Source organism: Roseateles sp., assembly GCF_052436255.1.
Classification (GTDB): Bacteria; Pseudomonadota; Gammaproteobacteria; order Burkholderiales; family Burkholderiaceae_C; genus Pelomonas.
Genome location: NZ_JBQVNP010000085.1, coordinates 1 through 22,944, shown reverse-complemented (window position 1 = coordinate 22,944; position 22,944 = coordinate 1). Strand labels below are relative to the sequence as shown.

The 22,944-nt window shown below is 65.8% G+C and carries 24 protein-coding genes; 11 read left to right on the top strand and 13 right to left on the bottom strand.

From position 1 onward, the window contains the following. Together ACT6S0_RS17840 and ACT6S0_RS17835 are read left to right on the top strand one after the other, a co-directional pair. On the top strand, positions 1-1,275 hold a 1,275-nt coding region (locus tag ACT6S0_RS17840), incomplete at its 5' end, for a glutamate synthase-related protein (RefSeq protein ID WP_444765136.1). Between the two features lie 11 nt (positions 1,276-1,286). Further along, a complete protein-coding gene (locus tag ACT6S0_RS17835; protein ID WP_444765135.1) occupies positions 1,287-2,774 on the top strand; it encodes a glutamate synthase subunit beta in 1,488 nt (495 codons plus the stop codon). 61 nt (positions 2,775-2,835) lie between these two features. Here ACT6S0_RS17835 and ACT6S0_RS17830 read toward each other — a convergent pair whose 3' ends face one another. Genes ACT6S0_RS17830 through ACT6S0_RS17805 form a run of 6 tightly spaced genes read right to left on the bottom strand, consistent with a single transcriptional unit; the run spans position 2,836 to position 9,964 of the window. Beyond that, complete coding sequence (locus ACT6S0_RS17830; RefSeq protein WP_444765134.1) at positions 2,836-6,681, bottom strand: pilus assembly protein; 3,846 nt, start codon at positions 6,679-6,681, stop codon at positions 2,836-2,838. Between the two features lie 28 nt (positions 6,682-6,709). Further along, positions 6,710-7,372: a pilus assembly PilX family protein gene (locus tag ACT6S0_RS17825; RefSeq protein ID WP_444765133.1), complete on the bottom strand. Its 663-nt coding sequence runs from the start codon at positions 7,370-7,372 to the stop codon at positions 6,710-6,712. Between the two features lie 6 nt (positions 7,373-7,378). Beyond that, positions 7,379-8,521: a PilW family protein gene (locus ACT6S0_RS17820; RefSeq protein WP_444765132.1), complete on the bottom strand. Its 1,143-nt coding sequence runs from the start codon at positions 8,519-8,521 to the stop codon at positions 7,379-7,381. Then, positions 8,518-8,919 carry a type IV pilus modification PilV family protein gene (locus tag ACT6S0_RS17815; RefSeq protein ID WP_444765131.1) on the bottom strand — a complete coding sequence of 134 codons (402 nt, stop codon included), beginning with the start codon at positions 8,917-8,919 and terminating at the stop codon, positions 8,518-8,520. Before ACT6S0_RS17815 ends, ACT6S0_RS17820 begins: the two co-directional genes overlap by 4 nt. Further along, complete coding sequence (locus tag ACT6S0_RS17810; protein ID WP_444765130.1) at positions 8,919-9,533, bottom strand: GspH/FimT family pseudopilin; 615 nt, start codon at positions 9,531-9,533, stop codon at positions 8,919-8,921. The genes ACT6S0_RS17815 and ACT6S0_RS17810 overlap by 1 nt, the downstream gene beginning before the upstream one ends. Next, entirely contained in the window at positions 9,503-9,964 is a 462-nt protein-coding gene (locus tag ACT6S0_RS17805) for a type IV pilin protein (protein WP_444765129.1), read from the bottom strand. The genes ACT6S0_RS17810 and ACT6S0_RS17805 overlap by 31 nt, the downstream gene beginning before the upstream one ends. Positions 9,965-10,276: 312 nt before the next feature. Between ACT6S0_RS17805 and ACT6S0_RS17800 the strand changes: the two genes are divergently transcribed. The 6 genes from ACT6S0_RS17800 (at position 10,277) to ACT6S0_RS17775 (ending at position 14,284) form a co-directional block, all read left to right on the top strand. Beyond that, entirely contained in the window at positions 10,277-11,089 is an 813-nt protein-coding gene (locus tag ACT6S0_RS17800) for an ABC transporter ATP-binding protein (protein ID WP_444765128.1), read from the top strand. Continuing rightward, entirely contained in the window at positions 11,086-11,865 is a 780-nt protein-coding gene (gene mlaE / locus ACT6S0_RS17795) for a lipid asymmetry maintenance ABC transporter permease subunit MlaE (RefSeq protein ID WP_444765127.1), read from the top strand. The genes ACT6S0_RS17800 and mlaE overlap by 4 nt, the downstream gene beginning before the upstream one ends. Positions 11,866-11,886: 21 nt before the next feature. Then, positions 11,887-12,387: an outer membrane lipid asymmetry maintenance protein MlaD gene (mlaD, locus tag ACT6S0_RS17790; RefSeq protein WP_444765126.1), complete on the top strand. Its 501-nt coding sequence runs from the start codon at positions 11,887-11,889 to the stop codon at positions 12,385-12,387. A gap of 26 nt (positions 12,388-12,413) precedes the next feature. Next, positions 12,414-13,244 (top strand): MlaA family lipoprotein, encoded by an 831-nt coding sequence (locus ACT6S0_RS17785; RefSeq protein WP_444765125.1) that lies wholly within the window; start codon positions 12,414-12,416, stop codon positions 13,242-13,244. A gap of 90 nt (positions 13,245-13,334) precedes the next feature. After that, the gene (locus ACT6S0_RS17780) at positions 13,335-13,973 is read left to right on the top strand and encodes an MlaC/ttg2D family ABC transporter substrate-binding protein (protein ID WP_444765124.1); all 639 of its coding nucleotides are present in this window, start codon (positions 13,335-13,337) and stop codon (positions 13,971-13,973) included. Between the two features lie 2 nt (positions 13,974-13,975). Continuing rightward, complete coding sequence (locus tag ACT6S0_RS17775; RefSeq protein WP_444765123.1) at positions 13,976-14,284, top strand: STAS domain-containing protein; 309 nt, start codon at positions 13,976-13,978, stop codon at positions 14,282-14,284. A 1-nt stretch (position 14,285) separates the two neighbouring features. Here the strand turns inward: ACT6S0_RS17775 and ACT6S0_RS17770 are convergent, their stop codons facing one another. Both ACT6S0_RS17770 and zwf read right to left on the bottom strand, forming a co-directional pair. Next, a complete protein-coding gene (locus ACT6S0_RS17770) occupies positions 14,286-15,146 on the bottom strand; it encodes a MurR/RpiR family transcriptional regulator (protein WP_444765137.1) in 861 nt (286 codons plus the stop codon). Positions 15,147-15,148: 2 nt separating this feature from the next. Beyond that, the gene (gene zwf, locus ACT6S0_RS17765) at positions 15,149-16,594 is read right to left on the bottom strand and encodes a glucose-6-phosphate dehydrogenase (protein ID WP_444765122.1); all 1,446 of its coding nucleotides are present in this window, start codon (positions 16,592-16,594) and stop codon (positions 15,149-15,151) included. Between the two features lie 123 nt (positions 16,595-16,717). Here zwf and tal point away from each other — a divergent pair, with 123 nt between their 5' ends. Genes tal through ACT6S0_RS17750 form a run of 3 tightly spaced genes read left to right on the top strand, consistent with a single transcriptional unit; the run spans position 16,718 to position 19,898 of the window. Then, positions 16,718-17,659 carry a transaldolase gene (tal, locus tag ACT6S0_RS17760; RefSeq protein ID WP_444765121.1) on the top strand — a complete coding sequence of 314 codons (942 nt, stop codon included), beginning with the start codon at positions 16,718-16,720 and terminating at the stop codon, positions 17,657-17,659. Positions 17,660-17,661: 2 nt separating this feature from the next. Next, complete coding sequence (gene pgi / locus ACT6S0_RS17755) at positions 17,662-19,281, top strand: glucose-6-phosphate isomerase (RefSeq protein WP_444765120.1); 1,620 nt, start codon at positions 17,662-17,664, stop codon at positions 19,279-19,281. Continuing rightward, entirely contained in the window at positions 19,278-19,898 is a 621-nt protein-coding gene (locus ACT6S0_RS17750) for an HAD family hydrolase (RefSeq protein ID WP_444765119.1), read from the top strand. Before pgi ends, ACT6S0_RS17750 begins: the two co-directional genes overlap by 4 nt. Here ACT6S0_RS17750 and ACT6S0_RS17745 read toward each other — a convergent pair. The 5 genes from ACT6S0_RS17745 to ACT6S0_RS17725 form a co-directional block, all read right to left on the bottom strand. Next, a complete protein-coding gene (locus ACT6S0_RS17745) occupies positions 19,888-20,103 on the bottom strand; it encodes a DNA gyrase inhibitor YacG (RefSeq protein WP_444765118.1) in 216 nt (71 codons plus the stop codon). The two genes, ACT6S0_RS17750 and ACT6S0_RS17745, sit on opposite strands and share 11 nt — an antisense overlap. Before the next feature lie 7 nt (positions 20,104-20,110). Beyond that, positions 20,111-20,866 carry a cell division protein ZapD gene (zapD, locus tag ACT6S0_RS17740; protein WP_444765117.1) on the bottom strand — a complete coding sequence of 252 codons (756 nt, stop codon included), beginning with the start codon at positions 20,864-20,866 and terminating at the stop codon, positions 20,111-20,113. Between the two features lie 23 nt (positions 20,867-20,889). After that, positions 20,890-21,495 (bottom strand): dephospho-CoA kinase, encoded by a 606-nt coding sequence (coaE, locus tag ACT6S0_RS17735; RefSeq protein ID WP_444765116.1) that lies wholly within the window; start codon positions 21,493-21,495, stop codon positions 20,890-20,892. 7 nt (positions 21,496-21,502) lie between these two features. Further along, positions 21,503-22,441: a prepilin peptidase gene (locus tag ACT6S0_RS17730; protein WP_444765115.1), complete on the bottom strand. Its 939-nt coding sequence runs from the start codon at positions 22,439-22,441 to the stop codon at positions 21,503-21,505. A gap of 68 nt (positions 22,442-22,509) precedes the next feature. After that, positions 22,510-22,944, bottom strand: a 435-nt coding sequence (locus ACT6S0_RS17725; protein ID WP_444765114.1) for a type II secretion system F family protein, incomplete at its 5' end; no start/stop codon positions are given.

Here is a 22,944-nt window from a genome sequence, read left to right as displayed (position 1 = left end):
CTGGTGGCCGAGGGCTGCATCATGATGCGCAAGTGCCACCTCAACACCTGCCCGGTGGGCGTGGCGACGCAGGATCCGGTGCTGCGCAAGAAGTTCACCGGCCGCCCCGAGCACGTCGTCAACTACTTCTTCTTCGTCGCCGAGGAAGCGCGCCAGATCATGGCCCAGCTCGGCGTGCGCAAGTTCGACGAACTGATCGGTCGCTCTGACTGGCTCGACACCAAGAAGGCCATCTCGCACTGGAAGGCCAAGGGCCTGGACTTCGCCCGCATCTTCCACCGCCCCAAGGTCCCCGCCGACGTGGCCCGCATCCACAACGACGTGCAGGACCACGGCCTGGAGCGTGCGCTCGACGTCAAGCTCATCGAGAAGTGCCTGCCCGCCTTCGAGAAGGGCGAGAAGGTTCAGTTCATGCAGGAGGTGACGAACGTTCGCCGCTCTGTCGGCGCGCGCCTGTCCGGCGAGCTGATCCGCCGCAAGCCCGAGGGTCTGCCCGACCACACCATCTTCATCCAGATGGAAGGCACGGGCGGCCAGAGCTTTGGCGCCTTCCTGGCCCAGGGCATTACTTTCTATCTGATCGGTGACGCCAACGACTACACCGGCAAGGGCATGTCGGGTGGCCGCATCGTCGTGCGCCCCAGCATCGACTTCCGCGGCGACGCGACCAAGAACATCATCGTCGGCAACACCGCGCTCTACGGCGCCACGCGCGGCGAGGCCTTCTTCCGCGGCGTGGCGGGCGAGCGCTTCGCGGTGCGCCTGTCGGGTGCCACGGCGGTCGTCGAAGGCACGGGCGACCATGGCTGCGAGTACATGACCGGCGGCACCGTCGCCGTGCTGGGCAAGACCGGCCGCAACTTCGCCGCCGGCATGAGCGGCGGCATCGCCTACGTCTACGACGAGGACGGCCACTTCGCGAAGCGCTGCAATACCAGCATGGTGTCGCTGGAGAAGCTGATGACGGCGCAGGAGCAGGAAGCGCAGGTCGACAAGGCCATCTGGCACCGCACCAAGGGCGTCGACGGCGTGGATCGCGAGGCCCAGACCGACGAGGCCATCCTGAAGAAGCTGCTGGAAGACCACCACCGCTGGACCGGCAGCCAGCGCGCCCGCGACATCCTTGACCACTGGGCCGACGCGCGCGGCAAGTTCATCAAGGTGTTCCCGAACGAATACCGGCGCGCGCTGGGCGAAATCAACGCCGCCAGGGAAGCCGCACAAACCATCGCTCAGGCCAAGGCGCCTGAAGCCGTTGTCACCGCCAAGGTCTGAGGAGAGGGAGCATGGGAAAAGTCACCGGCTTCATGGAGTACGAGCGTCTGGAAGAGGGCTACGAGCCCGTCCCCGCTCGCGTCAAGAACTACAAGGAATTCGTCATCGGCCTGAACGTCGAGCAAGCCAAGCAGCAGGGTGCCCGCTGCATGGACTGCGGCACGCCGTTCTGCAACAGCGGCTGCCCGGTCAACAACATCATTCCGGACTTCAACGACCTCGTTTACAAGGGCCGCCCGGAGGACTGGAAGAACGCGATCACCGTTCTGCACAGCACCAACAACTTCCCCGAGTTCACCGGCCGCATCTGCCCCGCACCCTGCGAGGCCGCATGCACGCTCAACGTCAATGACGACGCGGTGGGCATCAAGTCCATCGAGCACGCCATCATCGACCGTGCCTGGGCCGAGGGTTGGGTGCACCCCCAGCCGCCCAAGGCCAGGACCGGCAAGAAGATCGCCATCGTCGGTGCCGGCCCGGCGGGCCTGGCAGCAGCACAGCAGCTGGCGCGTGTCGGCCACAGCGTCACGGTCTTCGAGAAGAACGACCGCGTCGGCGGCCTGCTGCGCTACGGCATCCCGGACTTCAAGATGGAGAAGTCCCACATCGACCGCCGTGTCGAGCAGATGAAGGCCGAGGGCGTGGAGTTCCGCACCGGCGTGCTGATCGGCGCGCTACCTGCAGGATCCAAGGTCACGAACTGGGCCAAGGAAACGATTCCCGCCGACGACCTCAAGGCGCAGTTCGACGCCGTCGTGCTGACCGGCGGCGCCGAGCAATCGCGTGATTTGCCCGTGCCCGGACGTGACCTTGCCGGCGTGCACTTCGCGATGGAATTCCTACCCCAGCAGAACAAGGTCAATGCCGGTGACAAGCTGAAGAACCAACTGCGTGCCGACGGCAAGCACGTCATCGTCATCGGCGGTGGCGACACTGGCAGTGACTGTGTCGGCACCAGCAACCGCCACGGCGCCAAGAGCGTGACGCAGTTCGAGCTGCTGCCGCAGCCGCCCGAAGTGGAGGACCGCCCGCTGACCTGGCCCTACTGGCCGATCAAGCTGCGCACCTCGTCCAGCCACGAGGAAGGTTGCGAGCGGGAATTCGCCATCGCCACCAAGGAGTTCATCGGCGGTGAAGGAAAGGACAAGGGCAAGCTGACCGGCGTCAAGACCGTGCGCTTGCAATGGCAGGGCGGCAAGATGGTCGAGGTCGAGGGCAGCGAGCGGATCCTCAAGGCCGACCTGGCCCTGCTGGCGATGGGCTTTGTGTCGCCTGTTGCGACGGTGCTGGAAGCTTTCGGCGTCGACAAGGACCAGCGCGGCAACGGCAAGGCGCCGACCGAGGGCGCGAACGCCTACAGGACCAATGTGGACAAAGTATTTGCTGCTGGCGACATCCGGCGCGGTCAAAGCCTGGTGGTATGGGCCATTCGGGAAGGCCGGCAGGCGGCGCGGGCGGTGGATGAATTCTTGATGGGGGCGACGACGCTGCCGCGTTGAGCTTGGCGCGCCACAAGCAGCAAGGCCGCCCGAGGGGCGGCCTTGCCTTTGGTGCCTGGGTTCAGTTGTTGACCAGAATCTCGCGCCAGTTCAGGCGCTGCAGGCCGAGGTTGACGGGGCTGCGCGTGTCGACCTTTTCAACCGGCTGGCAGTTGTTGCCCGAGCAGTTGTCCTTGCCGGCGAGCAGTACCGACTTGCCGACGCCGTTGATGTTGACGCTGTAGAAGGTCAGGTCGATGACCACGCCGTCGGTCTTGCTCACATAGCAGTTGCTGCCGCCGCCGGTCAGGCCGCAATAGCCGGAACCCAGGTCGATCGCGTAGATACGGCTGGTGCCGTTGGGCGCGCAAGCGTCGGTCGAACTGGGCGATGTGGCTGCGAACGCCACGCTGCCGTAGAAGGAGGTCGGATCGGACAGCACGCGCCAGCCCGGGCCGCTGGCAGACACGCCGAGGTCGACATACCAGCCGATCTGGGTTCGCAGGTCCAGCGAGATCTTTGTATTCAGGTTGGTCAGTGGCAGGAAGTCGGACACCGTCAGCGGGAAATTGCCGGTGGTGAGCGGCAGGTCCCGCGTGTCACCGGTGATGGTGCCGTCCTTGCTGAATGCCGCATTGCTGCCGTCGATGATGGCGAAGAAACGCTGGGCCTGGGTGTTGTTGAGGTCCGTTGCATCCAGCAGTCGGCCGGTGCCCACGGTGATGTAGCGGCGGTTGGTGCCGGGCTGCACGACAGGCAGTGGCTTGCTGGTGATGGGCAGCGGGTTGCCGTCGGAGCCCACGAGCTTTGCGAAATTCACCGGCGCAGGGTAAGCGGCGGTGCCGGTGACGTCGACACGCCAGAGGTTGCCCATCAGGTCACCGCCGTAAATCGCGTCTGCGTAGCCATCGGTCAGGTCCAGCACGAAGGCATTGATATGTGCCATGCCGGCCTGGTTGATCGCCGAGCAGGTGCTGCAGTTGGTGGCAACTTTCTCAAGCAGCGCGCCGGTGCGCGGGTTGATGAAGAAGAAGTAGGCCTTGCCGTCGGCATTGTTGTAACCCGAACCGGCAACGACGACCCAGCCGTACTTGCGCGTCTTGACGACGACCGGCTGGCCATAGGTGAAGCCCAGGTCGGCGTCCTTGAACTCCCACAGCACCTTTTGTGCGGCAATGGCTTCCGACGTGACCGATGCCGGGTTGGTGATGTCGAGCGCATACAGCGCCTTGCCGCCCTTGCCCAGACCGCCCACGAGGATGGTGCGCCAGTCAGTGCCGCTGCCGCCCGAGGTATTGCCGAAGTCGACGTCGATGGTCAGCGGCGTGGCGTCCACCATGAAGTGGTGCAGGAAGGTCGGGTTGCCGAGTGAAGCCAGGCCGTCGGTGCTGCCCACGCCGCTCGGGCCGTTGAACAGGGCACTCGGTATGTAGGCCCAGACCTCCTTGCCTGCGTCGGCGCCGGTGAGGCTGCCATTGACCGCGTGCACCATGCCGTCGTTGCTGCCGACGTAGACCATCTGCGTGCGGTTGGCATAGGTGGTCTTGAAGCTGTCGTAGCCAGGGTTGTTCGCAGCGGAGTAGGGTGCGGCGGGTGCTGCGACGGGGCGGGCCTTGGCGTTGACGATGTCGCCCAGCAGCTTGGCGCGGTCGCGGTAAGCCTTGGTGGAGCCGGCTGCAACGGACGACACCTCATGGGTGCGATCACCGCGCAGGAAGTTCAGGTAGTTGGCCGAATCGTTGCCCGCCACATAGGCGGTGTCCAGGGCGGTCAGCTGGCTGGCGGAGATGCCACCCGTGCCGCTGCGGAACGGAACGCCGGTGTTTGTTGTCGTGTTGTAGGTGACGATCCTGCGCCCGGTGTCCCAGCCAGTGCCGGCGGCCTGCGTGTCGAGCTTGCCGGAGAAGGTCCACTGGCTTTGCAGGCTCGGTTCGCCCGTGGTGGCATTGAAGGTGGTCAGGCTGGCTTCGAGCTCGCCGGTCCAGCTCTTTGCGTCGTACTTGGTCGAATACGAGGCCACGCCGAGGGCGGAGACCTGGGGCAGTGCGGTCGAGAAGGAGGTCGAGTACGCCGACAGCTGCGAGGCGATGCTGGAGAAGGTCTTGTTCAGGCCGTCCACCATCTGGTCAGCGCGCGCTGCGGTGAAGTAGTTATCGGGGCGGGGCGTGCCGTTTGGCAAAGTGTCTGTGGTCGTCGACCACCAAGATTTCGTCGATGCGGTGTTGGCGAAATCGGCGGCCGTCGCGGTGGCGTCAGAGTAGTTGCTCGGTGCCTTGAACCCGCCGTACTTGGCCGCCAGGTAAAACTGGTTGTTGCCTTTGAAACTGCCGAATTCAAGGACGTCCAACCAATAGGTCTGAATGGTCTGGACGCCGGTCTTGTCACTGCGGATGTCGTTGATGTTGGCCCAGTAGGCTAGACCCGCCATCAGCGCGCCGTTGTTGGTGCAGCAGCCACCGTAGGGCTGTGTCGTACCCAGTGAGGTGCCCAGACCCCCCTGCAACACGCCGACGCGGTCGGTCCAGGTGACCGCATTCATGTCAGTGTCGCTGCTGACTTCCGAGGGCTTGGCGGGCTCGGACGTGCCCGTAGCCCCAGGGAGATTGCGGTCCGCATGCGTGTTGACGTCGCCGATGCCAAGGATGAAATTGCGCTGGCAGGAGTACTGGATGGGGTCATCCCAAGCCGCGATGACGGGGAAGCCGTCTGCCCAGGTGGACAGCTGGGCGGGAGTGGCAGTGCCGGGATCGGTCCAAGCTGCGACGTTGCCTTTGTTGCGCAGGTAACGCTGGGCGGCGTAGTAGAGCTCGCTGACCGGGTCGTAGGTTTTGTAGCTGCCTGGATTGATCTGGCCGAACTTGTTCAAATAGTTCATCACCCCGCTGTTGTTGACCGCAGCGCCAAAGGCGGCGGCGTCGGCGGAGTCGGGATTGGTCAGCATCACGCCAGTCGTGGCGTCCCATTCAGCCCTGGCGTTGGCCACCGGGATGCCGCCCGGCACGGGGCTGGTGGGGCCGATGAACTTCTGCTTCGCACGTAGAACGCCGCCATCCCGGGCCACGACGCTACCGCTGATGCGGCTGTCATTGAGATAGCCAAAGGCGCTGTAGCGAATCTTTTCGGAGTACTTCTGCATCAGCCCGGTTGGCTTGTGGGAGCTGGTGCCGTACAGCGTGCAGTTGCTCTCCAGCCCGCCCGCGGCGACGGCAGGGTCGCACACCTTGACGCGGATGAAGACCTCGTAGAGCGTGCCATGCGTGTAGGCGGCCGCCGGGTTGTAGGGCGTGGCGGCGTTACCGTAGTTGGGGGCGGGATTGCCGCTGGTCGCCGTCATGAAGCGCATCTTGTTGCCCAGCGACCAGATGCGGGTGGATATGCCGGTGGCGGTGGAGAACGGGGTGGCGCCGGACACGGTGGCGTTGGTGGCGACGTTGCTGTCAGGAAAGTTGCTGGTGCCGCCCTGCGCCGTGCCCCAGGCCTTCTCCAGCACCGTCAGCGTCGCTGTGTCGAGGACGCGGTAACCGCCCGTGAGCGCCCACCGGAAGGGGTCGATGGTCTGCATCGACGCCCAGTTCAGGTAGTTGCCGCTCCACTTGCCGGTGCAGGTGCGGTTGGTGGCGGCGCCGTCGGGGTAGAAGTAGTTGTCGGTGCTGGTGCCGTCCGTGTAGCGGTACAGGTAGCACTTGGCCGGGTCGAAGTAGCCGATGTAGGTGTTGGCGGACGAGTACGTGCGGTTCGGGTGGGCCACGCTGATCGCCGTCGGGAACTCCACCGACAGTGCCAGCGCGAGGTTGCCCGGCACATTGACCGATGTGAACACCGGTTGGTCCGACAGCGGCACCTGGGCAGACGATGTCGCGGCAATCGCCACGAGGCTGGCGGTCAGTGCCAGGCCGCGCACGGGGACAACAAGGCGGGCTGCATTCATGGGATACCTCAAAGCGCGCTGAGCAGGCTCAGTTGGTGGTGAAGGTGGACTGGAAGAAGGACAGCGTCTTGCGCGGCCCGGTGACCCGCAGCGTGATGCGGTAGATCGGTTGCTCCGGCACCGCTGACGGGTTGGCGTTGTTGGCAGCGCCACTGTTTGTCTGGGAATTGATCCACTCGCTGGAACTGCCGCCGAACACCGTCTGGTTGGCCATCGTGCAAGTGTTGCTCGTGCAGGCGACGGTGCCGGGGGCGGCCATGCGGTCGATCACATAGCGGATCTTGACCCGCTCAGCCCCGCTGGCCTCGTTCACGGTGATGTCGTTGGTCGCCACGCCGACGGTGGCGAAGACCGTGTCGGACAGCAGTGCGTTCGGAATGCCTTGCGCGTTGGTCGCCAGCAGCGTCGCGCTGTAGTTCGCGCTGGCCAGGCTGGTGTTGCGGGTCGCCACGTTCGCCAGCGCGCCTCCGGCACGCACGGCGTCCAGGGCAATCTGCAAGGCGCGCTCGCCTTGATGGGTCAGGTCGCGCTTGAAGCCGATGTTGCCGACGGTGAACTGGCTTGAACTGATGGAGCGCGAGATCGCCACCGCGCCGATCAGCAGGATGACCAGGGTGATCAGCGCAAAGATCAGAACGATGCCGCGCTGCTGGCGCGGGGCCGGTTGGAGAGGGAGGTGAGGGCGCTTCATCTCGGCCTAGCGGGAGTAGCGAATATTGCGCAGTGGCACCGTGAACTCGACGACGCGGTAGCGCTGGTTGGTCGTGCCGGTCGGCACCGTGTAGGTATGGGTCAGGGAGGCGCCAAGGTCGCTGAACATGGTCAGCGAGGCGGGGGTGACATCGGTCTTGTCGGCCAGGTCGCTGCGCAGAATCAGCCCGACGCGCACTGCGAGGATGCGCTGCAGGCTGTCCTGTGCCACGTTCGTGCCTGCCGTCAGCGCTGCTGCCGTGAAGCTGGGGTCTGTTGGGGCGACCCAGCTGGCAACCTGCTGAGCGCCGCCGGGGGCGTCCAGACCGTAAAGCACACGCATGTCGACGACGCCTTCGACCATGGGCTGTGGGGTGGCTGCGCTCAGTTGGAAGAGGTCGTAGGAGAACAGGGTGGCGTTGTCGCCGATGCCGAGCAGCATGAAGCGCGGCGGATTGCCTGTGACATTGCCGAGCACGGACACGAAGGCGTTGCCGTTCGAGAAATCAACCAGCGCCCGGCCGTTGATGACGTTGGCGGCATAGTTGCCACCGAAGGTCAGCGTCTGCACGGCGCCGCCGACAAAGGCATTGCTCACCTGCTGCACCATGCAGCCGACGCCCTGTTGCGACACCAGCACGAGGTCGCCACCCCGTATGCCCAGCGTGTTGGCCAGCTTCAAAAGACCCGCAGCCGTCGACTTGGGCGAGACCGGCAGTGCAGACTCGCTCAAGGCCGAGTTGCCCGTTGCCACCGCAATCACATCCGAGCCGTTGGCGCCGGCGCCGGCATGCACGATCAACGGCGCCAGAACATAGTTTTGGGGAATCGCTGCGAACGGCGCGGGGAAGGCGGCCGGTGCCGGCAGCAACTGGGCGCCGTTGGACGCCACGTTCAACGCGCAGCCGTAATTCTCTGCCGTGGCCTGGCTGAAGCCCGCCCCAGCACTGCGCAGCTCGCGGTCCAACATATAGGACGCGTAGGCGGCGTTGTTGGTCAGGTCGTTGCCCGACGTGACCCCACGCCGCATGGACTCCTGTCGAGCCACCATCATGGAGATGGCCAGCGTGAGCACCAGTCCGATGGCAAGCGTCACCATCAGCTCGACGAGGGAGAAGCCGCGGCAGGAAGCGGGTGAGTGGCGCGTCATTGCGGAATCACCACGTCGGTGGTGTAGCTGTGCGGGCTGCTCGCCCCGCCGGCCGACTGCACGGGAACCCAAGTGACGCTGACGCGCGCAGTCGTCGCGTTGGTCACCGTGACCGTGGCCACACCGTTGGGCAGACCGCCGCTGGCGGGGTCTGCAGCGCGCGCGGCCCAGGTGGCGACGACGGCGGCATTCACGTTCACGGTGTCCTCGTTGAACATCGTGGCGGCCATTTCATTGGCGAGCAGGGCGGCGCGTTGCGAATCCTCGCTGCTGACCGATACCACCAGCGCCCGGCTCTGCAATGTGATGAGGCCCAGCAGACCAAAGGAGATGATCAAAACGCCGACAAGCATCTCGATCATTGAAAAGCCGCGCGCGACCAGGCGTGAGAGAGTCATCATCGGCATCCGTCGGGGGCGGTGGAGCTCTTGCCCGGGTCGCACAGCCGGACCGATCCGGCCAGGCTGACGGTCATGCGCAAGGGGCGCTTGTCCGCGCTGCTGCCCGCCGGTGTGATGTCGTAGGTGGCCGGCGCAGCGGTGCAGTTCACGCCGATGGCGGCGGGATTGGTCAGCGTCGTCTGGCGGCCGTCGCCACCAAAGCACAGCGCCGCGGTCGACGAGCCCAGCGTGACGTCGCCCGAGACATCGGTCAGCACGCCACACTGCACGGCTTCGGCCACGTCGCCGGTCAGCAGGGCGTTGGGCACGGTCCTGATCTGCCAGTAGGCGCCGTTGGCAGCCGCCGTCGAAGCGGTGGTGCAGGTCTTGTTGTTGGTCATGAAGAACACCACCGAGTGCGTCCGCCGCTGGGCCTCGGCCTGGGCCAGGCGCATGCCCGACTGCAGCGCATCAGCCACGGTGCGGGCCCGGGCATTGCGGATCCAGCTCGTGAAATTGGGCAGGGCCACCGCCGTCAAAATGGCTAGCACCGTGACCGCCACCATCAGTTCGATGAGGCTGAAGCCCGAGCCACGGCGGATCAGCACGACTCCGCCTTCTTCATGATCCATTTGCTGGTGCAGGTGGCGCCCCAGCTGGACGGCACGGCAGTTGTCGCGCGCACATCCTGATGGTTGATGGTGAAGGTGAAGCCGCTGGACGTACCGCTGCCTTCGGCTTTCAAGGTGAACTGGGTGGCGTCCGGCGTGCCATCGCAACTGATCAGGAAGTTGCCGAACGTGCGGCTCGATGTGGCGGTGGTGGCGCAGGGAGTGACGAAGGTCCCGATGCTCGCGTAGGTGCGGTTGTCCTGGTAGTAGCGCTCCATCTGGGCGCGCATGGTCGTCAGGCCGGCGCTGGCATCCGCCAGTCGGCTGCGCGTCACATAGTCCCGGTACTGCGGGATCGCGACGGCCGCGAGGATGCCGATGATGGCCACGGCGATCATCAGCTCGATGAGCGTGAAGCCGCGAGCGGCGTTGGAGCAGTGGCGATGGCGCATGTGATGGCTTTGCAAGGCAGTGGTCCGCATTTTGGTGTCGGGGGGCGAAGGCGCGATACCGCTTGTCGCGGCGCCGTGAACGCTGGTCGCAGCTCAACCCCGGTTCGTGAACTGGCGCACGTTTGGCACGCTCGATGCCCGCCGCTTCGAGCGCCGGGAGGGTGTGAAAACTCTGCTGCGCCTGAGGCACTGAGAAGCACTGGCCAGGCTCCGTGTCGGCACGCCGGCCGATTTCCCTAGGGTCTGCCCCGGGGTTCTCGGTGTTTCCCCTATCATGGCGCCCTTTCTCCCGCCCGGCTTCGGCCCGCCCGCGTGAACCCTCCGGCCACCGCACCCCTGATCGAACTGCGCAACGTCAGCGTCGGCTACGGCGACCGCGTGGTGTTGAACGGCGTCAACCTCAAGCTCCAGCGCGGCAAGGTGCTGGCGTTGATCGGCACTTCGGGTGGCGGCAAGACCACCGTGCTGCGCCTGCTCGGGCGCCAGTTGCGGCCGCTGAGCGGCCAGGTGCTGTTCGACGGCCAGGACCTGGCGCCGCTTGATCTGGACGGCCTGTACGCCGTGCGGCGGCGCATGGGCATGCTGTTCCAGTTCGGCGCGCTGTTCACCGACTTGAGCGTCTACGAAAACGTGGCTTTCCCGTTGCGCGAGCACACCGACTTGCCCGAAGCCATGATTCGCGACCTGGTGCTGATGAAGCTCAACGCGGTTGGCCTGCGCGGCGCGCGCGACCTGCTGCCGAGCGAGATTTCCGGGGGCATGGCGCGGCGCGTGGCGCTGGCGCGGGCCATAGCGCTGGACCCCGACCTGGTGCTCTACGACGAACCTTTCGCCGGGCTCGATCCGATCTCGCTCGGCGTTGCAGCGCGCTTGATCCGCGACCTGAACGATGCCCTCGGGCTGACCAGCATCGTTGTGTCGCATGACCTGCACGAAACCTTCGGCATCGCCGACGAGGTGGCCATGGTGGCCAACGGTCGCGTCGTGGCCCAGGGCACGCCGGACGAGCTTCGCCACAGCGACGACCCGCTGGTGCGCCAGTTCGTCGGCGCCGAGGCGGACGGCCCGGTGCATTTCCACCAGCCGGCCAAGTCGGTGGAAGAAGACTTCGGGGTGTCCGCATGATGGCGCTGGCCGCCCGCGTTGGGGCTGCCGTGCGGCTGACCTTGACCGACGTCGGCGCTGCGGCACGGCTGTTTTTCAGCTTGCTGGCGCGCTCCCCCAAGGCCCTGGCCCGCTTTGTCCTGGTGCGGGAACAGGTCTTCTATCTGGGCAACCGCTCGCTGTCGATCATCGGCGTATCGGGCCTGTTCGTCGGCTTCGTGCTGGCGCTGCAGGGCTACTACACCTTGCAGCGCTATGGCTCGGCCGACGCGGTTGGCCTGCTGGTGGCGCTGAGCCTGGTGCGCGAGCTCGGCCCCGTGGTCACGGCCTTGCTGTTCGCGGGCCGCGCGGGCACCTCGCTGACCGCAGAGATCGGATTGATGAAGGCGGGCGAGCAGCTCACCGCGATGGAAATGATGGCCGTGGACCCCGTGCAGCGCGTGCTGGCGCCGCGCTTTTGGGGCGGCGTCATCGCCATGCCCTTACTTGCGGCAGTCTTCTCAGCGGTCGGCATCATCGGCGGCTGGCTGGTGGCGGTGCCGTTGATCGGGATCGATCCTGGCGCCTTCTGGTCGCAGATGCAAGGCGGGGTCGACGTGTTCGCGGACGTGGGCAATGGCGTCGTCAAGAGCCTGGTGTTCGGCGTCACCGTCACCTTCGTCGCGCTGCTGCAGGGCTACACCTGCAGCCCGACGCCCGAGGGCGTGTCGGCTGCCACCACCCGTACCGTGGTGCTGTCATCCCTGGCCGTGCTGGCTTTGGATTTCATGCTGACTGCCATGATGTTTTCGATTTGATGGAGTGGGAGAGAAACAAGAATGCAAGCCTCTCGACATGACGCCTGGGTCGGCCTTTTCGTGCTGATCGGTGGCGCGGCGCTGCTCTTTCTCGCGCTGAAGGCCGGCAATCTGCTGAGCCTGAACTTCGACGCCACCTACCAGGTGTCGGCGCGCTTCGACAACATCGGCGGCTTGAAGCCGAATGCGGCGGTGAAGAGCGCCGGCGTCGTCATCGGCCGGGTGGATTCCATCAATTTCGATGACAAGACCTTCCAGGCCAAGGTCGTCATCAACCTGCACAAGGGCGCGCTCTTCCCCAAAGACAGCTCGGCCAAGATCTTGACCTCGGGTCTGCTCGGCGAACAGTACATCGGGTTGGAACCGGGTGCGGACGAAAAGAACCTGGCCGCCGGCGACGTCATCCTTCAGACGCAAAGCGCCGTGGTGCTCGAGAACCTCATCGGCCAGTTCATCAACAACAAGGCGTCTGACATGGGCAGCTCGGCGACGCCTGCGCCGGCATCGGGGAGCAAGCAGTGAGGCAATTGATTCGTGGACTGGCCCTGGTGGTGCTGGTGCTGGGCCTGGCCGGCTGCCAGACGGTCCAAGGGGTGGGCAAGCGCGTGGAGCGTGCCGTTGACAAGGTCATGGGCTCCAAGGGTCAGCGGCTGGATCCCTGGGAGTCGTGGAACCGCAAGGTCTTCACCTTCAACGAGAGGCTCGACGAGAACGTGCTGAAGCCCGTGGCCACTGCTTACTCCGAGGTCGTGCCCTCACCGGTCCGCCAGGGCATCGACAACTTCTTCGGCAACATCGGTGACGCTTGGTCGGCCGTCAATCTGATGCTGCAGGGACGCTTCAAGCCGGGCGTCGAGCAGGGTATGCGCTTCGCTGTGAATTCGACGCTCGGACTCGCCGGCGTGCTCGACATCGCCACGGAAGCTGGCCTGGAGAAAAACAGTCAGGACTTCGGCAAAACGCTGGGCAAATGGGGCATGGGCACGGGTGCCTATGTCGTCTGGCCGGTGTTCGGTCCGTCCTCGGTGCGTGATTCCATTGCGTTGCCGGTGGACTGGCAGGCGTCACCGGCTGTTGTTTTTGATGGTGGCGGCAGCAAGGTGGGCATCACGGCGCTCAATTTAGTCAACACCCGTGCCAACTTCCTGCGCGCAGGCGAGATGCTTGAGGGCATCGCGCTAGACAAATACACCTTCTACCGCGATGCCTATCTCCAGCGGCGTGGCAGTTTTGATGACGACGACGAGTACGAGGTGCTGGTCCCGAGCAACGGGGCCTCGGCGCCTACTGCCGCCGCCTCCGAGCCCCATGCCGCGGCATCCGCGCCAGCGGCAACCGTCAAGAAGCCTGCTGATCCGGCGTCTGCCGCGGCGCGGTGAACAACTCGTTTCCTTCGCTGCCATCGCGAGCAGCCAACCGAAACCCGCGCAGGCGCGTTGAGCGACTGCCCTTGTAGAGAAAGTGACACCATGACCTTGCTGACTTCCCTGCGCCGCCTGCTGACTTTGGCCACCCTGGGCCTCGGTCTTGTGCACGGCGCCCATGCCGCCGATGCCACTGCGCCGGACCAGCTGATCCGCCAGCTGTCGCTGGAGACCATCGAGGCCGTCAAGGCCGACAAGGACATCCAGGCTGGCAACGTCAACAAGATCATCGCCCTGGTCGACGCCAGGGTGATGCCCCATATCAACTTTCAGCGCATGACGGCCTCTGCGGTCGGTCGCTTCTGGCGCCAGGCCACTCCGGACCAGCAGGCCAAGCTTCAGGCGGAATTCAAGACGCTGCTCGTGCGCACCTACGCCGGCGCGCTGACACAGGTCAAGGACCAGACGATTGCGCTGAAGCCGCTGCGTGCCCAGCCGACTGATGCAGAGGTTGTCGTTCGTACCGAGATCCGCGGCAAGGGCGACCCGATCCAGCTCGACTACCGCCTGGAGAAGGCCGGCGCGGTGTGGAAGATCTACGACGTCAATGTGCTTGGCATCTGGCTGGCGGACCAGTACCGCAACAGCTTCGCGCAGGAAATTGGCGCCAACGGCATTGATGGTCTGATCAAGAGCCTGGCCGACAAGAACGCCAAGGCCGCCGGCGCTTCGGCCAAGGGCTGATCTTGAGTGGCCTGAAGCTGCCTGCACGGCTGCGCACGGAGGGTGCTCGCGCCGCCTGGGCGCAGATGTCTCCGGCACTGCGCGCCGAGGCCGCCCAGGTGCTGGCGGCGGCTGGCACCGAGGTGCGGCTGTCGGCCGCCGAACTGAAGGATTTCGATTCGTCGGCACTGAGCCTGCTGTTGTCCGCCGCGCGCCAGTGCAGCGAGCAGGGCGCGACGCTCAAGCTCAACGACGCGCCGGACAAGCTGCGCGAGCTGGCTCGCGTCTACGGCGTTGCCGAACTGCTCTGGGCGCCACCCGCCGTCGTCTGACTCAACCGGCGTAGCGTTTGGCGCGCAGGTTCTTCTTGATCTCTTGCAGCACGGGCCGCAGCTGCTGGCCCAGTCGCAGCGCCACGCCCGTTGTCAGGATGTCCACCGCGATGAGATGCAGCAACCGCGAGACCATCGGGCTGTAGCGGTCGAAATCCTCCGGATGGTCTACCGCCAGCAGAATCTGGCTGGGGCCCAGCGCCAGCTGCGCCAGCGGCGAGGCGCTGGCCGTGATGATGATGATGGTCGCGCCCTTCTTGCGCGCAATCTCCGCAGCGTCCAGCAGGTCACGGCTGCGGCCGGAGTTGCTGATGATGACGGCGCAGTCGCCGGGCGCCAGCATCGTCGCGCTCATCAGCTGCACATGGCCATCGCTGTTGGCGGCAGTGTTGACGCCGAGGCGGAAGAACTTGTGCTGCGCATCCTGGGCCACGATGCCGGAGTTGCCGACGCCGTAGAACTCGATGCGCTTGTTGTGCCGCGCCGAATCGGCCAGCGCGTCGATGGCGCGCTCGAAGGCGTGGCTGGCCGCGTCGTTGCGGTAGTGCAGCAGCGCGGCGACGGCGTTGTCGACGACCTTGACGATGATGTCCTGCGGTTTGTCGTCCTCGTCCACGGCGCGATGCACAAAGGGCACGCCCTCGTTGACGCTGCCGGCCAGCTTCAGCTTGAAGTCGGCCAGCCCGTCGTAGCCGACGCTGCGGCAAAAGCGCACCACCGTGGGCTTGGACACATGCGAGCGGTCGGCCAGCTCGCTGACCGGCAGGCTGGCAAAGCTGCGCGCGTCGAGCAGCAGCAGCTTGGCCACCCGTTGTTCGGCCGGCGGCAGCGCAGGCAGGGCGGCCTTCACGCGCTCAAGAATGCTCATTGCTCTTCAGCCCAGTGGAAGCCATCACGCGCGACCAGCGCGCTCGCGGCGGCCGGGCCCCAGGAGCCCGCCGAATAAGGACGTGGGCCGCTGGCATCAGCCGCCCATGCGTCGAGGATGGGTTCGACCCAGCGCCAGGCCTGTTCCTGCTCGTCGCTGCGCACGAAGAGGTTGAGTCGGCCGGCGATGGCGTCCAGCAGCAGGCGCTCGTAGGCGCCGACGCGCTGGGTAGCAAAGGCTTTGTCGAAGTCCAGGTCCAGCGACACCGGCGTCAGCTGCTCGCCATGGCCGGCGCCCTTCTGCGCCAGCAGTTGCAGCTCCAGGCCGTCCTCGGGCTGCAGCTTGATGACCAGGCGGTTGGGCTGGCTGGCGCCAGGGAAGATCTTGTGCGGCACGGGCCGGAAGTTGACGACGATCTGCGCGTCGCGCTCCGCCAGCCGCTTGCCGGTGCGCAGGTAGAAGGGCACGCCGGCCCAGCGCCAGTTGTTGACCTCGGTGCGCAGCGCGACGAAGGTCTCGCAGGCGCTGTCGGGCGGCACCTTCACTTCTTCCAGATACCCCGGCACGGCCTTGCCTTCGATGCTGCCGGCGCGGTACTGGCCACGCACGACGTCACGCGCCACGCTGTCGGGCGAGAAGGGCTTGAGGGAGCGCAGCACCTTGAGCTTCTCGTCACGGATCGCATCGGCGTCGTTGCGGGCCGGCGGCTCCATGGCGATCATGGTCAATAGCTGCAGCGCATGGTTCTGGATCATGTCGCGCAGCGCGCCGGTGCCGTCGTAGAACGCGCCGCGCGTGCCCACACCCAGGCGCTCGGCCAAGGTGATCTGGATGTTGGCGATGCTCTCGCGGCGCCACAGCGGCTCGAACAGTGCATTGCCAAAGCGCAGCGCCATCAGGTTCTGCACCGACGGCTTGCCGAGATAGTGGTCGATGCGGAAGGCCTGGGCCTCGGCAAAGACGCTGCGCACGGCCCGGTTGATCTCCTGCGCGCTGGCGAGATCGTGGCCCAGCGGCTTTTCAAGCACCACGCGCACCTTGTCGTGGTTCAGGCCGACGGCGCCGAGCTGCTGGCAGATGCCGGTGAAGAGGTGCGGGCTGGTGGCCAGATAGAGCACCACGGTGTCGGCATTGCGCGTATCCAGCCAGTCCTTGAGCCCTTGGTAGTGATCGGGCTGCGACAGGTCCATCCGGCGGTAATGGATCAACGCGCCGAACTTCTCGAACTCTTCGTCGGTCGGCCGCTTGGCACCGTCCACCTCGCGGAAGCGCTCCTTCAGCCATTCGCGGTAGCGCTCGTCTGTCTGCTCGTCACGCGCGACGGCGAGAATGCGACCGCCTTCGGGCAACTTGCCGTGCCGGAAGGCCTGGAACAGCGCGGGCATCAGCTTGCGCCATGTGAGGTCGCCGGTGCCGCCAAAAAACACGAGGTCGAAGGACATTTACGGGGTCTCCAGGCCAGCTCTTCCCATCGAGCGCTAACCGTTGTGTAACTTAGTTTCGTGAAATACTATGCAGCAGTTTCTTCGCCGGGTCAATCCAATCGACCCGTAAAAGGCCCACCCATGAACCAGCTCGATCAGCTCAAAGCCTTCACCACCGTCGTTGCGGACACCGGCAACTTCCTGCAACTCGCGCAGTTCGCGCCGCGCGATGCAACGACCAACCCGTCCTTGATCCTGAAGGCCGTGCAATCGGCCGACTACGCGCCGCTGTTGAAGGAAACGGTCGCGGCGCATCGCGGCAAGCCGCTCGACGCGATCGTCGACCAAGTGCTCGTGCGCTTCGGTCTTGAGATCCTGAAGGTCGTGCCGGGACGTGTGTCGACCGAGGTCGATGCGCGGCTGAGCTTCGACAAGGCCGCCAGCCTGTCGCGCGCCCGCCGCATCATTGCGCTGTACGAATCGGCTGGCATCGGCCGTGACCGCGTGCTGATCAAACTGGCATCGACTTGGGAAGGCATCCAGGCCGCTGCAGAACTGGAGCGCGAGGGCATCCGCTGCAACCTGACGCTGCTGTTCGCCTTCGCCCAGGCGGTTGCCTGCGGCGAGGCGAAGGTGCAGCTGATCTCGCCCTTTGTCGGCCGCATCTACGACTGGTACAAGAAGTCGGCCGGCGCCGCTTGGGACGAGGCTGCACAGGCCGGCGCGAACGACCCCGGCGTGAAGTCCGTGACGCAGATCTATGCCTATTTCAAGCAGCACGGCATCAAGACCGAGGTCATGGGGGCGAGCTTCCGCAACATCGGCCAGATCCAGGCGTTGGCCGGCTGCGACCTACTGACGATCAGCCCCGACCTGCTGGCTCAGCTGCAGGCCACCGACGCCAAGCTCGAGCGTGCGCTTGATCCGGCCAAGTCGGCGGCGATGCCGGCGTTGCAGCTCGACGAAGCCGCGTTCCGCTTCGCGCTGTACGAAGACGCGATGGCAACCGAGAAGCTGGCTGAAGGCATCCGGCTATTCGCCATCGACGCTGGCAAGCTGGACAAACTCATCGAAGCGGCCTGACCGTGACGACCCGCTGCGACCTGTCTCCCGTCTGGGCTGAACTCCAAGCCCATTACGCCGCGAGTGGTCGCGGCTTCGATATCCGCGCGGCCTTCGCATCCGATGCCGCCCGCTTCGGCGCGTTGTCTTTCGAGGCGCCCGAGGTCTTCGCCGACCTGTCCAAAAACCGCATCGACGCGCCGACGCTGGCCCTGCTGGTGAAGCTGGCCCGCCACTGCAACCTGGAGGAGCGGCGCGACGCGCTGCTGCGTGGCGAGCCGGTCAACCACACCGAGGGCCGTGCGGTGCTGCATACGGCGCTGCGCGCGCCGGCTGGCAGCAATGCACCTTTCAATGCCGAGGTGCAGGTGTCTCTGGACGCGATGCTGGCGTTCGCTGACAGTGTGCGCCGCGGCGAACGCGGCCAGATCACCGATGTCGTTCACATCGGTATCGGCGGCAGCGACCTGGGGCCGGCCATGGTCGTGCAGGCGCTGCAGGCCTTTGGCCGCCGCGACCTGAAGCTGCATTTCGTCTCCAACGTCGACGGGCATGACCTGGCACCTGTGCTGGCCGGCCTGGATGCCGCCCGTACCCTCTTCGTCAATGCGTCCAAAACCTTCACGACCCAGGAGACGCTGGCCAACGCGCAAGCCGCCAAGGCCTGGTTCCTGGCAGCCGGGGGCACGGACGTGGCGCGCCACTTCGTCGCGACGAGCAGCAACACCTCAGCCGCTGCCGCATTCGGCATCGACACCGCCTTCGGCTTCTGGGACTGGGTCGGCGGCCGGTACTCGCTGTGGTCGGTCATCGGCCTGCCGATTGCGATTGCGGTGGGCGCGAGCAATTTCCGCGACCTGTTGGCTGGCGCGCACGCGATGGACGAGCACTTCGCGTCGACACCGCTGGAGCAGAACCTGCCGGTGCTGCTGGGCCTGCTCGACATCTGGTACCGCAACTTCCACGGCTTCACCAGCCGCAGCGTCGCGCCCTACCACCAGGGCCTGCGTCGGCTGCCGGCCTATCTGCAGCAGCTGGAAATGGAGAGCAACGGCAAGGGTGTGGACCTTGGCGGCAACCCGCTCCGCCTGAGCACATCGCCCGTCGTCTGGGGCGAGGCGGGTACGAACGGCCAGCACGCCTATTTCCAGATGCTGCACCAGGGCACGGATGTCATCCCGGTCGAGTTCATCGCCGTCAAGCGCCCCAACCATGGTGCCAGCGGCGAGCTGGCAACCCGACTGGCCGACCAGCACCGCAAGCTGTTGGCCAACTGCCTGGCCCAGAGCCAGGCGCTGATGCAGGGCAAGACGGCCGAGGAGGCCCTGACCGAAAAGGCGCCCACGGCGTCAGTCACGTTGGACCGTGATGTGCTGTCGCGCCACCGCAGCTTCCCCGGGAACCGGCCGAGCACGACGCTGGTGCTGGACGCGCTGACGCCGCGTTCTCTCGGCGCCTTGATTGCTCTTTACGAGCACCGTGTTTTCGTCACCGGCGCGCTCTGGGGCATCAACAGCTTCGACCAATGGGGCGTGGAACTCGGCAAGGCGCTGTGCAACCAACTGCTGCCGCGTCTCGAATCGGGCGACACGACCGGCCTGGACGGCTCGACCGCCGGGCTGCTGGCCAGGTTGACCGCATGAAGATCGTCTTCGACTTCGGCGGCGTCGTGTTCCGCTGGCATCCGGCCAGCTTCCTTGCCCGCATCTGGCCGCATCGCGTGGAAACGCTGGAGCAAGGCGCGGCCATGGCCGCGCAGTTCTTCCAGAACTACGGTGGTGACTGGGGTCTGTTCGACCAGGGCCTGATCGGCGCGGATGAAGTCACGCGCCGCATCGCCGCCCGCACGGGCTGGCCGCGCGGCGAAGTCGCTGCGGTCGTGCGTGCGGTGCCGGACGAGTTGATGCCCATCCCGGGCACCGTCGTGCTGATTCGCGACTTGCGCGCCGCCGGGCACGCGTTGCACTTCCTGTCCAACATGCCCGAGCCTTACGCAGACCATCTCAGCCAGACCTATCCGCTGGACGAGTGGTTTGATTCAGGTCTGTTTTCCGGCCGCATCAAGCAGATCAAGCCGAGCGCCGAGATCTTTGCGATGGCGGAGAAGCATTTCGATGCGCAGCCGCAGGACCTGCTTTTTCTGGACGACCACCCGGTGAACATCGACGCCGCGCTCTCGCGCGACTGGCAGGCCTTCCTGTTCACCGACGCCGCCAGTGCACGGCGCGAACTGGTGTCGCGGCGCCTGCTCAGTGCATGAGCCGGTCGCCGTCGGGGCCCTGTTCATCAGGGTCTTCGGGCGGCGCGGCCGGTACGCGGAAGGACTCACTGGCCCAGGCGCCCAGGTCGATCTGCCGGCAGCGCTCGCTGCAGAACGGACGCCACTTGTTGCTGGGTGCGAACACGCTATCGCCGCCGCATTGCGGGCAGCGCACGATGCGCTCGCCTTGGACGTTGGTCTTCATGGGGCGTTTACTGGCAAAGCGCCAGCTCGAAGCCGACGTCTTCAGGGGCCAGCTTGAGGCGACCATCCTCGTCCTGGCGCATCAGCCGGATTGAAATCATCAAGCGGTGGCCGGAGATCTCGGGAATCAAGCCCAGGCTCGGGTCGATGCGCATGCGCAGCAACTGGTAGACGCGGCCCGGCGGCAGGCTTTGCTGGAACTGGCCGGCCGTCGCCGCAACTTTGTGCGGGCTGCCTGCATCGCGCAGCAGGCCGAGCAGCACCTGCAGGGCCTCGGCCATCGGCATCAGCGTCTGGGCCCAAGTCATCAAGTCCTTGCGGCGGCGCACGGCCAGCAGTTGCTGCCAGTTGTAGTAGGCCGGAAGGTCAAACTCGCAGGTGCCGCCGGGAATGCTGATGCGGCTGCGGATGCTCATCAGCCAGTCGTTGCTCGTCAGTGCCGTGCCGGTCTTGCCGGCGACGGCGTTCAGCCGCTGGTAGGCGCCCTCGATGCGGCTGACGACCTCGTCGAGCCGCGCCTCGTCCAGGCCGGGGCTGCCGCGGTAGGCATTGAACTGGGCCTTGTGCTTCTCCAGTTCCTTCAACAGGTCACTCTTCAGGTCGGCACGCGAGGCGACATCCAGGATCTCAAACAGTGTGACAAGGGCGAAGTGGTGATCCAGCGCGGTCTCGCGCGCCATCAGCGCACCAAGGCGGTCGAACAGGTGTTCGAGGCGGAGCATCGTGCGGATGCTCTCGTTGAACGGGTACTCGTACAGGACCAATGGTGTCTCGGAAGGGACTGCGATCAGGGCGGCGCGATTGTTTCACAGCCCCAGCGCGTGGCCAGGCTCAGAACCTCGTTTCTGAGCGCAACAAGTGAGAGGTCATCGTTCCACAGCACGGCATCTGCAGCGGCGCGGCGCGCCTGGCGTGTCGTCTGCGCCGCCAGTGCGCCATCAACGCGCTCGCGCGTCCAGCCGGGGCGTTGCAGCACGCGGGTGACCTGCGTCTCGGTTGTGCAGTCGACGACGAGCACACGTGCGACGCGCGACCGCCAACGGCCTGATTCGACCAGCAAGGGCACATCGAACACGACGAGGCGGGCCGAGGTGGCCGCAGCCTGTGCGAGCGCCTCGGCTGTGATCAAGGGATGAAGAACGGCTTCGAGCCGGCGCTTGGCAGTGGCGTTCGAGAAGACGAGGGCGCGCATGCTGTCGCGGTCGAGCGCACCGTCCGCGGTGATGAAGGCGGCGCCGAACTGGTCCTTGACCGCCGGCATGGCGGCGCCGCCCGGGAGCGTCAGTGCGCGCGAGATCGCGTCGGTGTCAACGACGGCGGCGCCCGCTTCGCCCAGCATGGCGGCGACCGTGCTCTTGCCGCTCCCGATGCCGCCCGTCAGCCCGATCCACATCGCGGCATCAGGCCCAGCCGAGCCAGCCCAGCACTTTCTGCTGGCCTGCGAACAGCACGACCAGACCGCCGCCTGCCAGGAAAGGACCGAAGGGAACATAGCGGCCCTCCCGCAACCGCGCATTCATTTTCATGACGATGCCAATCACCGCGCCGATGGCCGAGGCGCCCAGCACGATGGGCAGGATCATTTGCCAACCCAGCCACGCGCCGAGAGCGGCGAGCAGCTTGAAGTCGCCAAAGCCCATGCCTTCCTTGCCCGTGGCGAGCTTGAACAGCCAGTAGACCGACCACAGCGACAGGTAGCCAGCCAGCGCGCCGACAAGCGCCTTGTCCAGCGGAATCGTCCAACCCATCAGCGCGGCGACAAGGCCGGCCCACAACAACGGCTGGTTGATGGCATCCGGCAGCAGCGTCGTGTCCCAGTCGATCAGCGCCAGCGCGATGAGGGCCGCGACGAAGCCGCACCAGAGCAGGGTCGTCGGCTGCGCGCCGAAGCGCCAGGACAGCGCCGCAAACGCTAGGCCTGTAGCGACTTCGACCAGCGGATAGCGCTTGGAGATGGGCGCCTTGCAGGCCGCGCATTTGCCGCCGAGGCGCAGCCAGCCGACGACGGGCAGGTTCTCGTGCCAACGCAGTTGGTGGCCGCAGTGTGGGCAGCGAGAGCGGGGTCTGGAGATGCCAAAGGGCGGCAGCGCTTCGATTCGGGTGCCATAGGCATCGACGGCCTTGGCCAGCGCCTCGGTCTCGCGTGGCGGAGCGCCGATGACGCGCGCCATCGCCGGCGCATCGGTCAACTGGGCGGCGGATTCATGCAGCCACTGTCGCTCCAGCATCAGTGGGATGCGATGGATGACGACGTTGAGAAAGCTGCCGATGCACAAGCCCAGGATGCCCAACACCCAGGGAGAGAGCCAAAGGGACCAGTCGAGCGAGACAGCGGGCATGTTGAGCGGCGTTGTTGAAGGGATGCGGGCGGGAATCTACCCGCATTCAGCCGCCGGGACGCCGAGCCTCAGACCACCTGACCCAGCTTGAAGATCGGCAGATACATCGACACGACGATGCCGCCGATGAGGCCGCCAAGGATCACGATGATGAAAGGTTCCATCAGGCTGGACAGCGCCTTGACCATCTCGTCCACCTCGTCCTCGTAGAACTCGGCCGCTTTGCCCAGCATGTGGTCCAGCGAGCCGGACTCTTCACCAATGGACGCCATTTGCAGCACCATCGTCGGGAAGACGCCGGTGGTCTGCATGGAAGTCGTCAATGCCGAGCCCGTCGACACATCGCGTTGGATCTGCTCCGTGGCTTCAGCGAACACCGCGTTGCCCGCAGCGCCGCCCACCGAATCAAGCGCTTCGACGAGAGGCACGCCGGCCGCGAACATCGTTGACAGTGTGCGGGTCCAGCGCGCGACCGCGGACTTGTACATCAGGTCGCCGAAGAC